This window comes from Companilactobacillus sp. (assembly GCF_022484265.1).
Classification (GTDB): domain Bacteria; phylum Bacillota; class Bacilli; order Lactobacillales; family Lactobacillaceae; genus Companilactobacillus.
Genome location: NZ_JAKVLR010000001.1, coordinates 1007145 through 1020563 on the forward strand (window position 1 = coordinate 1007145; position 13419 = coordinate 1020563).

Annotated in this window: 12 protein-coding genes; 9 read left to right on the forward strand and 3 right to left on the reverse strand. The window is 38.5% G+C overall.

All coding sequences use genetic code 11. The features are described 5' to 3' along the window. Positions 1-15 precede the first annotated feature (15 nt). Entirely contained in the window at positions 16-1377 is a 1362-nt protein-coding gene (locus LKF16_RS05030; RefSeq protein ID WP_434735175.1) for a hemolysin family protein, read from the reverse strand. A gap of 201 nt (positions 1378-1578) precedes the next feature. Between LKF16_RS05030 and LKF16_RS05035 the strand changes: the two genes are divergently transcribed. The 7 genes from LKF16_RS05035 (at position 1579) to LKF16_RS05065 (ending at position 7589) form a co-directional block, all read left to right on the forward strand. After that, positions 1579-2043 carry a hypothetical protein gene (locus LKF16_RS05035; protein WP_291469235.1) on the forward strand — a complete coding sequence of 155 codons (465 nt, stop codon included), beginning with the start codon at positions 1579-1581 and terminating at the stop codon, positions 2041-2043. A 243-nt stretch (positions 2044-2286) separates the two neighbouring features. Then, positions 2287-3093, forward strand: a complete 807-nt coding sequence (locus LKF16_RS05040) for a homoserine O-acetyltransferase/O-succinyltransferase family protein (RefSeq protein WP_291469237.1) — start codon at positions 2287-2289, stop codon at positions 3091-3093. An 80-nt stretch (positions 3094-3173) separates the two neighbouring features. Further along, complete coding sequence (cysK, locus tag LKF16_RS05045; RefSeq protein WP_291469239.1) at positions 3174-4097, forward strand: cysteine synthase A; 924 nt, start codon at positions 3174-3176, stop codon at positions 4095-4097. A gap of 81 nt (positions 4098-4178) precedes the next feature. Beyond that, positions 4179-4955 (forward strand): transporter substrate-binding domain-containing protein, encoded by a 777-nt coding sequence (locus tag LKF16_RS05050; RefSeq protein ID WP_291469241.1) that lies wholly within the window; start codon positions 4179-4181, stop codon positions 4953-4955. 30 nt (positions 4956-4985) lie between these two features. Further along, complete coding sequence (locus tag LKF16_RS05055) at positions 4986-5681, forward strand: amino acid ABC transporter permease (protein ID WP_291469243.1); 696 nt, start codon at positions 4986-4988, stop codon at positions 5679-5681. After that, positions 5681-6424 carry an amino acid ABC transporter ATP-binding protein gene (locus tag LKF16_RS05060; protein ID WP_291469244.1) on the forward strand — a complete coding sequence of 248 codons (744 nt, stop codon included), beginning with the start codon at positions 5681-5683 and terminating at the stop codon, positions 6422-6424. The genes LKF16_RS05055 and LKF16_RS05060 overlap by 1 nt, the downstream gene beginning before the upstream one ends. Positions 6425-6839: 415 nt before the next feature. Then, positions 6840-7589 carry a hypothetical protein gene (locus LKF16_RS05065; RefSeq protein WP_291469245.1) on the forward strand — a complete coding sequence of 250 codons (750 nt, stop codon included), beginning with the start codon at positions 6840-6842 and terminating at the stop codon, positions 7587-7589. Between the two features lie 69 nt (positions 7590-7658). Here the strand turns inward: LKF16_RS05065 and ntdP are convergent, their stop codons facing one another. Together ntdP and recX are read right to left on the reverse strand one after the other, a co-directional pair. Continuing rightward, positions 7659-8192 (reverse strand): nucleoside tri-diphosphate phosphatase, encoded by a 534-nt coding sequence (gene ntdP / locus LKF16_RS05070; RefSeq protein ID WP_291469247.1) that lies wholly within the window; start codon positions 8190-8192, stop codon positions 7659-7661. Positions 8193-8266: 74 nt separating this feature from the next. Continuing rightward, positions 8267-9037 (reverse strand): recombination regulator RecX, encoded by a 771-nt coding sequence (recX, locus tag LKF16_RS05075; protein ID WP_291469249.1) that lies wholly within the window; start codon positions 9035-9037, stop codon positions 8267-8269. Positions 9038-9099: 62 nt separating this feature from the next. Here recX and rlmD point away from each other — a divergent pair, with 62 nt between their 5' ends. After that, positions 9100-10479, forward strand: a complete 1380-nt coding sequence (gene rlmD, locus LKF16_RS05080) for a 23S rRNA (uracil(1939)-C(5))-methyltransferase RlmD (protein ID WP_291469251.1) — start codon at positions 9100-9102, stop codon at positions 10477-10479. A gap of 271 nt (positions 10480-10750) precedes the next feature. Then, positions 10751-13414 carry an HAD-IC family P-type ATPase gene (locus LKF16_RS05085; protein ID WP_291469252.1) on the forward strand — a complete coding sequence of 888 codons (2664 nt, stop codon included), beginning with the start codon at positions 10751-10753 and terminating at the stop codon, positions 13412-13414. Positions 13415-13419: the final 5 nt, after the last annotated feature.

Sequence of the window (13419 nt, forward strand, 5' to 3'; positions counted from 1 at the left end):
TGGTATTTCTTTCAATTAATATTTCTTTTCAAACATATTGGTTGTAACGTTTTTCACTTTATTTTTCGGAATCGTAACGATCACGTCTTTGATTCTCGATCCATCAACTTCACCAGAAGTTAATTTAACGCCATCCTCTAGAGTATAGCTCATTGGATGATTCTCATCGGGAATTTCATTCACGTTCATGATCAAGTATCCAGCAATTGTATCGGCATCTTCCTGCTCTTCGTCGATGTTTTCTTCAAACAGATCATTGAAGTCTTCGATAGAAAATCTACCAATAACTGAATACTTAGTTGAAGTGATTCGACGATAATTGGTTGTGGTTTGATCATATTCATCATCGATCTCACCCACGATCTCTTCCAAAATATCTTCGATCGTAGCTAATCCAACGACTCCACCATACTCATCCATGACCATGGCAATTTGTGTCTGCGTCGATTGCATTTTCAATAGCAATGCATCGATGCTAGTCGTTTCAGGTACAAATAGTGGCTCAGTCATAATACTCTTCATATTGACATTGTCAAAGCCAGATACACGTGCATTCTTCAATAAATTCTTGATATGAACGATACCAATGATAGTATCTTTGTCTCCACCATAAACAGGGATTCTTGAATAAGGCTGTGACAAGATAGCGTCAATATTCTCATCGATTGGATCATTAATATCGATCATAAATGCATCAGTTCTTGGAACCATGATCTCACGAACGTTCTTGTCGCTAAACTTGATGATACCTTGCAGCATCTGATACTCATCTGCGTTAATAGTTCCGCTTTGACGAGACTTTTGAATCGTCGACAGCATTTCAGTTCTGGTGACCTTATCTTCTTTTTGGCTAAAGTCGATTGGCGTGATCTTCATCAAGCCATTAATAGAAACCGTTAGTAGCCAAGTAAATGGCGTTAGAACTTTACCAACGATATTAATAACTGGCTCAGTAAACTTGATCACAGAATAAGGCTTATGGATTGCTATTTGCTTAGGATAAAGTTCTCCAAAAAGCAAAGTTAAATAAGATAAAACGATAGTTATTAGAACAATTGATAATTCCCAACTACCAGGAAATTTACCAATTACTCCTTCTAATTTAGTACTTAAACTTGTGGCGGCAAAAGCCGATGCTAGAAATCCGGCTAATGTAATTGCTACTTGAATAGTGGATAAAAAATTAGTTGGATGATTGATTGTCCGTAAGATCCGTTCAGCGTGGCGTCCGCCTGATTCAGCTTTTTCCTCCGCAGTGGATTTATTCACAGAAACAATCGCCATTTCACCAGCGGCAAAGATGGCATTTAACAACGTTAGAACAACAATTAAGACTATCTGTCCAATTAACGTCGCACCTGTAGGGTCATCGCTCATTAATTTTTTCACTCTCTTTCCTATATTAAATAAAAATGATGTTTACAATTATAGCAGGTGTAAAACAATTCAACAATATCACGGGCATTAATGATAGAATAAATTTAATACTATATGGAATGTATTTAAAAGCTGACTTGATAATTTATTGATTTACCGCTTTAACAGTCAGCTCCAAGTAGACCGAAGGAGAGTTTGAAATTGTCCAACAAAAAAATCGTCGTTATTTATCTATTTTTCTTCTTCATACCGTATGTCGTCAGTCTTTTGATTGCCGGTATTGCATATAACGCTTTGGTACTGCATGCCTTGACTTGGCGTGTAGTCGTTGGAGGCGTTGTTGGCTCACTGGGTATTTTTGCAATCAAAGTTATCGCCCAGCGACCAATTTTAATAATGTATCGCAGTTCCACTAAAAAAAGCTTAAAACGATTCATTCATTTCTTCATTTTGGAAAGAGACAAAGTTATTATCGGATTAAATTTGGTGGTCGACTTTTTCTTGTGTATCGGTAGCATTTATCTCATTGCTAAAGTCCTGCCAATTGCTTATATCCTAGGCAGTTCAATCGGTTGGCTCGTCTTGATCATGATGATCTCACTAACGCTGGCAGCCTACATAGAATTTGATTCGTTATCAATCTATACCGAAAAAAAGAAAAATTAAATACTAAATGCTTGACTTAAAGAAATTCTAATAATATTCTTTAAGCAATGACAAAGGAGGGGAACTAGACATGACAAAAGCTAACAACGTAAAAATGAACGCATGTTGCTGTGTAATGATGACAAATCATTATACTTTTTCAACATGTCTAATTCCACTCAATTGATAACTGTAGTTAATACTATATTCAAGGGAGCTGACAATTAGTCAGCTCCCTTTTTTCATACCGGAAAGGAGTTCATTGTGAACACTGTAAAAATTGGCGTTTTAAATCTGATGTACAACAAGATCGAAACCAATATTAATTTTTATAGATCGCTTACTCGTGAACATAAAAATGTTCAACTGATCTATTATTATTCAGCCACTCGCTACGTCGATCGCAAATTAGATCCAGCCATTACTAACACTATGAAGCCTCTGAACCTAGACGACCTCAATGATCTGGATGGATTTATTATCACAGGTAGCCCGATCGAGCATCTCGATTTTGAAGATGTTACCTATCGTGATGAAGTAAATGCGCTACTGGATCGATTAAATGAAATGAGGATTCCCCAGCTATATGTATGCTGGGGTGCGATGGTGGCCCTAAACCATTTGTACGGAATCGATAAAAAAATTCTACCTCACAAAACTTTTGGAGTTTTCCAAAATAATATCTTGCACTCATCTGCCCTTTTAGAAAACATTAGCGACAACTTCCCTGCTCCACACGCTCGATACGCGGAAATGAGCCAGCAACAGATCAACGATAATGATCAACTGACTATCAACGTGATCAGCGACAAGGGATTATTGTTCATGGCAGAAGCAAAAAATAAACCGCAGTCGTTTCTTTTTTCACATCTGGAATATCAAAAGGATGGCCTCAAAAAAGAATACGAACGTGAATTTGCTGCACATCCGGAGAACCACCCTGTTCAGCCTGAAAATTATTACTCTCCTATTAATAATGAGCCAATGTTTGCTTGGAAAGATATTCAGGCTAAATACTTTGGCAACTGGGTCAAGCAGGTTATCTCGGCTAAGGCCTCGGTGTGTAACTGAAATAAGTGCTAATCGCACCAAAGAGATGTTTGAAGTATTACAATAAATTTGTTTAACAAAGTATACGGAGGAATAGTTTTATGTCAAAAATTGCAAACAACATTACCGAATTGATTGGAAACACACCAATCGTTAAATTGAACCGTGTCGTACCAGAAGATGCCGCTGACGTCTTCGTTAAATTGGAGTTCTTTAACCCAGGTAGTTCAATCAAAGATAGAATTGCTCTTTCAATGATCGAAGCTGCTGAAAAAGCTGGTAAGTTAAAACCAGGTGCTACAATTGTCGAACCTACTTCAGGTAACACTGGTATCGGTTTATCATTAGTTGCTGCAGCAAAAGGCTACCACTTAATTATTATGATGCCTGACACGATGAGTGTTGAACGTCGTAAGATCATGCAAGGCTATGGTACAGAATTGGTTCTAACACCAGGTAGCGAAGGTATGGGCGGAGCAATCAAACGTGCCCAAAAACTTGCTGATGAAAAAGGCTACTTCTTACCTATGCAATTCAGTAATCCTGCTAATCCAGAAGTACATGAAAGAACTACTGGTAAGGAGATCATCGATTCCTTTGATGGCCAAACAGTCGATGCCTTTGTTGCCGGTGTTGGTACTGGCGGTACTTTATCAGGTGTCAGCCACGCATTAACTAAGAAATATCCTGACGTTAAGATTTACGCACTTGAAGCTGCTGAATCACCACTTCTTAAAGAAGGAAAAACTGGTAAGCACAAGATTCAAGGAATCAGTGCCGGTATGATTCCTGAAACGCTTGACCAAAATGCTTATTCTGATATTGTTGAAGTCACATCTGATCAGGCTATCGAGATGGCTCAAAAGGTCAGCCGCGAAGAAGGCTTTTTACCAGGAATTTCTGCTGGTGCTAATATCTTTGGAGCGATCGAAATTGCAAAGAAATTGGGTAAAGGTAAAAACGTTGTAACAGTCTCACCTGACAATGGCGAAAGATATCTTTCAACTGATTTATTCAATTTCTAAAAATAAAAATCAAAAATTTTCTAAATTTGGGTAATTTGTGAGAAAATAAAGGACATTAATTCTATTGGGGGAGACACATTCATGAAAAAGAAACTTATATTAATTCTTACTATGGTAGCTACTTTTGCATTGGTACTTGCAGGTTGCTCAAATAGTTCTAGCGAAACCAAGACTAAGGGGACTTTAACAATTGGTCTTGAGGGGACATTCGCTCCATATTCTTACCGTGAAAATGGTAAATTAACTGGATTTGAAGTTGAGTATGCGAAGGCTTTAGCTAAAAAGATGGACTTGAAGGCTAAATTTGTTCCTACTAAATGGGACTCATTGATAGCTGGATTGAATTCAAAGACCTTTGACGTGGTTATCAATAACGTCGGCGAAACTTCAGATCGTCAAAAGCACTACATTTTTGCAGATCCATACGTTAAATCAAAATCAGTTTTAGTTACTAAATCTGACAACTCAAAGATCAAGTCAGTTGATGACCTCAAAGGCGTTAAAGTAGCCGAAGGTACTGGTACCGATAACTACAACTATGCTAAGAAGTTCGGTGCTGATATCGTTCCTTCATCTGATTACGCAACAACAATGTCAATGATCAAGCAAGGACGTGTCCAAGCAACTATCAACTCACGTGAAGCCTTCTTGACTTGGCAAAAAGATAACAAGAACAACAATTTGAAATATTCAATTGTTCCAACAAGCAAGATTCCAAATACTAAGATCGCCCCTATTTTCAATAAAGATTCAACGAAATTACGCGATAAAGTAAAGAAAGCTCAAGCAGAGCTTAAAAAGGACGGCACTTTGAAGCGTCTTTCAATCAAGTATTTCGGTGAAAACATTAGCGATTAATACCATATTTATTAGAGAGGGGCGGATTTTATGTGGCATATCATCATTACTTCATTGCCTGAAATGATCGTGGCAATGATCCAGTACACCATTCCGTTAGCCATTATTGCATTTATATTTGGATTGATATTAGCAGTCCTAACAGCTTTAGTTAAATTTATTGAACCTAGTGAAAAAAAGGCAATCAGATATCCTTATTTGGTTTTAAGAGGAATCGCCAACTTTTATGTTTGGTTGTTCCGTTCAACGCCTTTGCTAGTTCAATTGTTCATTATTTTCTTTGGATTGCCAAATATTGGAGTACAACTTGATCCATTTATCGCTGCGGTGATTGGATTTTCTCTTAATACCGGTGCATATGCCTCAGAAACAATTCGCTCCGCCCTTATCTCAGTTCCACGAGATCAATGGGACGCTGCTTACACATTAGGCTTTTCAACTCGTCAAACTTTGATGAAAATTGTTCTGCCACAAGCAGTTAGAATTGCCCTGCCACCACTTTCAAATTCATTTATTGGATTAGTCAAAGATACGTCTTTGGCCAGTTCCATCACGATTTTGGAAATGTTCCAAGTCAGTCAACAGATCACTGCTAAGAACTTCCAACCACTATTGATGTACTCATTAGCTGCTGCATTGTATGCGATCGTATGTACCTTGCTCAGCTGGTTACAACATTACCTTGAACGCAGAACATCACAATACGTCAAAGGAAGTGAAGCCTAATGATCTCAATGAAAAACATCGTCAAAAAATACGACGGCAAAACTGTACTTCACGATATCTCGGTCGATTTTCCAGATGGGCAAACTTCCGTTATCTTAGGACCATCAGGTTCAGGTAAATCAACTTTGCTTCGCTCGATCGACTTATTAGTTCGTCCCGAATCAGGAACTTTGAGTTTCTCTGATCTTTCGTATGACTACTCAACCACACTTTCAAGTAAAGAAAGTTTTCAAATCAGACGAAAAACTAGTATGGTTTTTCAAAATTGGAATTTATTCCCTAACTTGACTGTATTGAGAAACATCACTGAGGCTCCGGTCAATGTCTTAAAGCAATCCAAGGCAGAGGCAGAAGATGAAGCTAAGAAGCTGCTGGAAGGCGTCGGTTTAGCGGGATACGAAGACCGCTACCCTAGCCAACTATCAGGTGGACAACAACAGAGAATTTCCATCTGTCGTGCATTAGCAATGAATCCTGACTATATTTTATTGGATGAACCAACTAGTGCTCTTGATCCCGAGCTAGAAACTCAAGTACTTAAAATCCTGGAGAACTTAGCTAAGATGGGCCAATCAATGGTCATCGTGACTCACAACATGGACTTTGCTAGATTAGTCTCCGACAAGATTGTCTTCATCGAAGATGGCAAAAAAGTATTCGATGGTCCAACCAATGACTTCTTTGAACATCCAACACCAAGAATTAAAGATTTCCTTGCGGGAATCTCACTTGACCCAAGTTAGAGCGATATAAAAAACGATTTGAATGCGGAGCATAAGGTTGGCAGAGACGGAGTGGGCGCGTCACGCCCCGCAGTCTTTGACAAACTTATGTAGTAGCATTCAGTTTTTTATTTCGCGTTTCACACAATTGAAGAAAAATCTAAAGACTAAAAAAACCGCCAAATGGCGGTTTTTTTTGGAAACAATCGTCCGATTATATTTATTTGCTTACCAAATGAATTTGCTTTTATTTGATTTTAGAATCAATTATATAAATATTTTTATATTAATGGATGTTCCTAAAAATCCCATCCCTTGTACATTTTAGGCATTTTGAAAGTTAATAAATGAAGTTTTTTACCATTTTTAGATTTGAATTTTGGGTTAAAAACAGTAATTATATAAGAATAATAATAATTTTTCGGAGGGATTTTTTATGAAAGTTGAATCAAGATATTTCAATTTGGCTCAGGGCGATGATCAATTAAACGTTTTGAACGAATATGGGGCTTTAGCTTTAAATATGGTACCGGCTCAATTTACAACGTTGGACGTTTTCCAAGAATCTATTGAAGAATTTAAACATACAAAACTCAATCAGACTGGAATCATACCACAAGTTAAAACCATTGAAATTGGCAAGATATCTGAGTATTTGCCTCGTGGTTTTGAAAACAAAGTTATTTCATTTAAAGATGACAGAATTCTCCAAGATTTTGCCTATGCATTTCAAACTACCCTTCGAAATTGTTTGAATCATGAAATTGATGAACAAATGACCGTTGAATCATTGATGGGAACTATTTCACAATTCTTAGGATACCCTGATTTTGGATTAGATGAGTACATGGATATTCTTGATGCATTCTATACACACAAACCAGTTACTTGTTATGAATTCATAGCATTAGGAACAGGTACATTCTATGTTCGAAATCCCCAACTCGCTTTAAATATCATCGACACTTACTATGAAATTCAATGTCAAAACGTCCTTAAACTATCACAAAAATTGGACTTGGATCTTGTTGATATTTTAGGTCATACTTGCTATCTAAGAGCGGTCCATGTTGAAAATGGTCAAATTAGTACTGACCACGAAAACGCTGTTACATTAACTGCCAAAGGTATAGCAAATTCTCAAGTTCTTTATAGTGACCCTAGCAGCCCATTTACTTGGTATTAAACTAAAATTTATAACAAAAAAGACGCTGAAAATTCAGCGTCTTTTTAAATAGGATTTAGCAATCCATTATTAATGGTGAGATAACTCGTTATATCTCTTCATCCAGAGATCGATATAGGCCTGCGAAAAAGGACCTTTTCCCTTGTCTATCCAGTCGATCAGAACATCAACATTATAATGTAGAATTTTGTCTATCTCGGGCGGGTAATTCCACATTTTGCTGTGGGCTGCATATTCATCAACATCCAGCAAACGTTTCTCTCCGTCAGGAAATACCTTAACGTCTAAATCATAATCTATATACTTGATGGCCTCTTTGTCTAATGCGAATGGTGTGGCTAAATTACAATAATAAGACACGCCTGTATCTCGGATCATCGCAACGATATTGAACCAATAGTGTTTATGAAAATAAACGATTGCTGGTTCTCTAGTTACCCACCGACGACCGTCAGATTCAGTAACTAAAGTATTTTCGTTACAACCAATTATTTCATTTTCACTAGTCTTTAATACCATTGTTTCACGCCAAGTACGATGTAAATGACCATCATGCTTATAACTCTGGATTGCTACGTAATCCCCTTCTCTGGGTATTTGCATAACGTAACCAGCTTTCAAAATCTTGTTCAAAAGAATTATAACAGAGCTGTGAAACGAATAAAAGAAATTAAAAATTAATTCTCTTCTGAAAGGGCTTGTTTGATGGCATCATATGAGAAACCTTTACCCATTAAGTAGGTGATCAATTTAGATGAATTGTCGTAGCGATGAGATACCTTATCAATCATTTTTCTTAAGTTTGCTTGTTCCTCATCTTCGTCTTTTTCAATGTCTAAGTTCTCGATTGCCTGATTGACAGTATCGCCACTGAATCCTTTTGAATACAAGTTTTGACGAAGTTTGATCATCTGCTGTTTAAATGATGCCCGACTAGTCTTTCTCATTTGCTTTTGAGCAAAATCAGTCGCATTTTCTAACAAGATATCTGGATCTATCTCAGCAATTTTTTGCTTGATAATGTCATCTGGGACACCCTTTTTGAACATCTTTTGTTCAATTGTTCTAGGACCATTGGCTGACATCCGCAATTGCGTATTGATAAAACTTTGTGCATAGGCAGCATCATCTAGATAGTTCAATTTCCGCAATCGGTCCATGACATCCATGATGATCGGTGTCGTATATTCTTTTTTATATAGGTAGTCTTTGATTTCTTTTTCCGTACGCAACTCGTAGGATAAGTAATTTACCGCATCGCCATAAGCTTTGTTGGTATTTTCTTTATTTTTGATCAAGGTCACTTGAGCATCGGTCAATTCCGTGCCCTTCATCAATCGAAAATCGATCAAAGTAGCCTCACCAACTGGAAATGCATATTCGCCATCTAAAAAAATATTGTAGCGACCCTTGCGTTTTTGAGCTTGAATTTTTGTGACTGTTGTCAATTGTATTACCTCACATGTTATACTCAAATATAGTTTAGAGCTTATTTATCAAAGGAAAAATTATGGAAAACAATATAACTGAAGAATTAAAAATTGGGGATAGATTTCCCTTAACCATCAAACGGATCGGTATCAATGGAGAAGGAATCGGCTTTTTCAAACATGTAATTGTTTTCGTTCCTGGAGCTGTTCCTCAAGACGTGATCGTTTGTGAAATCACTGATGTGCATCCCCGTTTTATCAACGGCAAGATCCACAAGATCAGAACTCGCAGTCCCTATCGTAACGAAGATGTGACACCACTTGCAAGTGAAGTCGGTGGTCTGGAATTCGCACACATTAAATATGAAGACCAATTGAAGTTCAAGGAAAATATCCTGCGCGAATCTCTGGAAAAATATAAGCCACACGCTTATGAAAATTACACTATTAAACCAACTGTAGCATCGCCACAACAAGAAAAATATCGTAACAAAGCCCAATTTCCGATTCAAGAAATCGATGGCGAGATCCGTTGCGGACTTTACCAAAACGGTACCCAAGACCTAGTTGACTTGCCAGAAATGCCAACACAAATGGACTTGACCATGAAAGCCATGCGCAAGATCGTTGACATCATCAAAGACCTTGGATTGCCAGTTTATAACCCGAAGGCAAAATCCGGGATCATTAGTATGATCATTATCCGCCAGTCAGTCGAATTCAACAAACTTCAAGTCACGATCGTGACTCGGACTCCTAAGTTTGTTAAGCAACGTCAGTTTGTTGAAGCATTGACTGAAGCAATTCCTGAAGTAAGCTCGATCTCTCAAAATATCAACAAAGAAGACCAAGGTGCCGTCTGGGGCGATGAAACTAAATTGATTTGGGGCGACGAGTATCTCCAAGAAGATATCAATGGCTCGATTTTCAACTTATCGCCACGCGCATTTTTACAATTGAATGCCTTACAGACTGATAAACTTTATGACTTAGCCACTTCAGCATTGCACCCTTCGCCAAATGATATTTTATTAGATGCTTATTGTGGCGTGGGGACGATCGGCATCACCTTGGCTGATCAAGTTAAACACGTTTACGGTATCGAGATCATCCCTGAAGCGATTGAAGATGCCAAGAAAAATGCTGAATTAAATGACGTAACTAATGCCGATTACTACGTTGGTTCAGTCGATGAAGTTTATCCTAAGTTATTAGAACAAGACATTCATCCCACTGCTTTGATCGTCGATCCACCACGAGTTGGCTTAGATGATAAATTGATCCATACAATTTTGGACAATCGTCCTGAAAAATTAGTTTATATTTCATGTAACCCATCGACGTTGGCAAAAGACTTGACGCTGTTGACTAAGAAGTACCGTGTCGACTACTTACAACCAGTCGATATGTTCCCACAAACACCACACGTCGAAACAGTGGTAAAATTTTCACGTCGATAAGATTGACGTTACATAAAAATCTTGATAAACTATTATTACTAAATTTACGAAACAAGGAGCCTTCTCAACTGAAGACGCACATACATTTTTTTACATTAAAAGTGAATCCTGTTTAGGAGAACTTTGGTAAGCGTTCTGCTGAATGCCAAATCCGATTTCCTGGTACGAAATTTATCACATAGACAAATTCCGCAATTTCCATCAAACCGAGTTTACCAAAGTTCTCTTTTTTTATCCCGATGCACAAAATTTAATTAACGAGGATATCAACATGGAAGAAAACACTTATAATACCGAGCCCACTGAAATACAGAGGCAATATTCAAACAACGACTTTGAACAAGGACTGTCTAGCGAATTTGCTAAACAACGGCTCAAAGAAAATGGTCCTAATAAAATCGAATCCAAACAGACGCCCAAGTGGAAAATATTCCTGCGTCAATTTAACAACATGGTTATTTACATCCTGATCGCAGCGGTCATTTTGACTGTCTTGATGGGTGAATATTCAGACTCTATCATCATTGGTTTGGTAGTTATCATTAACACACTGATCGGCTACTTCCAAGAAACTAGTGCTTCAAACGCTGTTGAACGGATCAAGGCAATGCTTTCAACTGATGCGACCGTCTACCGTGATGGTCGAAGAGTTGAAGTTCCAGCCGAACAACTAGTAGTCGGAGATTCCGTCTTTTTAGAGGCCGGTGACAACGTGCCAGCTGACCTTAGAATCGTCGATTCCGACAACTTAGCGATTCAAGAATCATCATTAACTGGTGAAGCTGATTCGGTTGAAAAAATCGATACAGCCATTAACGACACCAACATTCCGCTGGCTGAACAAAAGAACATGGCCTTTGCCTCTACTGCTGTCACTAAAGGTAGTGGTATCGGAATCGTCGTTGCAACTGCAAACGATACTGAAATTGGTAAGATCTCCAATGAAGTTAGTGCTGTTAAGCAACGTAAAACTCCACTAATGACCGTTATCGACCGCTTAGGTACTAGCGTTTCCTACTTCATCTTAGCTGCTGCAGTAGTGATTTTTGTCATTGGCTGGATGTTCCAAATTTATTCATTGCCAGCTTTAGCAATGGCTGTTATCTCAGTCGTTGTTGGTACTATTCCTGAAGGACTGCCAGCTACGACCTCAGTTATTTTAGCCAAAGGTGTTTCCGATATGGCTAAAAATCAACATACCATTATCAAAACTTTACCTTCCGTTGAAACCTTAGGTTCTGTGGACGTAATTGCAACTGATAAAACTGGTACTTTGACTAAAAACGAAATGACTGTCACAGACATCATTTTTCCAAATGAAACTTTAGAAGTTAGTGGTACTGGCTATCGTCCTGAAGGTCAGATCACTAAAGATGGTCAACCTGTAACTGACGATGAACGTTTGAACTTGTTCTTAAAGGCTGGTTATTACGCCAACGATACGATCTTGTCTGAAAGCAACAGTCATTGGGAGATCAATGGTGAACCGACTGACGGTGCCTTTATCACGCTTTACCACAAGGTCATCCCTTATGGAACCGATGATGATTATCACGAGATCGATATCTTACCGTTCGACTCTGATTATCGTTACATCGCATTACTTGCTAAAAACAACAACGACGATGAAAAACTATTCGTCAAAGGTTCGCCAGATAAACTTTTTACCATGTTCAAGACGCTTGACAATAGTTTTGACATCGACAAATGGACTAAAGTAGTCGAAGATTACTCAAGCCAGGGTAAACGTGTTATCGCTGTTGGTTATCGCGATATGGACCAACACTATGACGAAGTGTCCCATGAAATGATCAACGAAGGCTTAAACTTCTTAGGTTTAGCAGCCATCATCGACCCACCGCGAGAAGAAGTTATCCAATCACTTAAAGAGATCCGTTCTGCAGGTGTCGAAGTCAAAATGATCACCGGTGATAGTGCCGCAACTGCCACTGCTATTGGTGAAAAACTGGGACTTGCTGATGAGATCCACGCTATCACGGGACCCGAATGGGATAAATTATCTCCTGAAGACCAAGTGATCGAAGCTGACCGCAATCAAGTTTTTGCCAGAACAACTCCTGGTAACAAGATCGAGATCATCAAGGCCTTGCAAAAAGGCGATAAAGTTACTGCTATGACCGGTGACGGTGTCAACGACGCCCCTGCCCTAAAGCGTGCCGATATTGGTGTTGCTATGGGTATCAAGGGGACCGACGTTGCCAAAGATTCCGCCGATATGATCTTAACCGATGATAACTTTGCGACAATTTCCAAAGCCATCAAAGAAGGTCGTCGAATCTTTGATAACATTAAAAAGAGTATTCTCTATCTCTTGCCGATCTCGTTTGCTGAAGGTTTGATCGTTGCATTTGCCATCTTGGCCCGCGATGAAATTCCGCTTCACCCGACTCAATTATTGTGGATCAACATGGTTTCGGCCATCACGATCCAGTTCGCTTTGATCTTTGAACCGGCTGAAAAAAATATCATGAACCGAAAGCCACGTAAAAATGATGGTAAATTGATGAACCGACACGATGTTTTCCAAGTCGCTTATATTTCCGTGTTAATGGCTCTGATCGGAATGTTCGTCGATGAATGGTTCACTGGCTTAGGAATCGATGCAACTGTTACTAGCACGACAATGGTCAACGTCTTGATCGTTGGTAAAATTTTCTACTTATTTAACATTAGAACTGAAAACTACGCATTATCAAAAGAAATGTTCGTTAACAAAAAAGCTTATATCTTCATCGCTTTGATGATGGTATTGCAAATGCTACTGACCTACGTACCATTTATGCAATCAGTCTTCCATACGACTGCAATCGGTGGAACTGAATGGCTAATCGCTGTAGTAGGTGGAATAATCGTCTTCCTAGTCGCAGAATTAGATAAATGGATCCGTAATACAAAACGCAAAAAGATAGCCTAATGGCT

Bases quoted from the DNA above. Each gene is read 5' to 3' on its own strand.
- LKF16_RS05030 (WP_434735175.1), bottom strand. From the start codon at position 1,377: ATGAGCGATGACCCTACAGGTGCGACGTTAATTGGACAGATAGTCTTA.
- cysK (WP_291469239.1), top strand. From the start codon at position 3,174: ATGTCAAAAATTGCAAACAACATTACCGAATTGATTGGAAACACACCA.
- LKF16_RS05050 (WP_291469241.1), top strand. From the start codon at position 4,179: ATGAAAAAGAAACTTATATTAATTCTTACTATGGTAGCTACTTTTGCA.
- LKF16_RS05055 (WP_291469243.1), top strand. From the start codon at position 4,986: ATGTGGCATATCATCATTACTTCATTGCCTGAAATGATCGTGGCAATG.
- LKF16_RS05060 (WP_291469244.1), top strand. From the start codon at position 5,681: ATGATCTCAATGAAAAACATCGTCAAAAAATACGACGGCAAAACTGTA.
- LKF16_RS05065 (WP_291469245.1), top strand. From the start codon at position 6,840: ATGAAAGTTGAATCAAGATATTTCAATTTGGCTCAGGGCGATGATCAA.
- ntdP (WP_291469247.1), bottom strand. From the start codon at position 8,192: ATGCAAATACCCAGAGAAGGGGATTACGTAGCAATCCAGAGTTATAAG.
- rlmD (WP_291469251.1), top strand. From the start codon at position 9,100: ATGGAAAACAATATAACTGAAGAATTAAAAATTGGGGATAGATTTCCC.
- LKF16_RS05085 (WP_291469252.1), top strand. From the start codon at position 10,751: ATGGAAGAAAACACTTATAATACCGAGCCCACTGAAATACAGAGGCAA.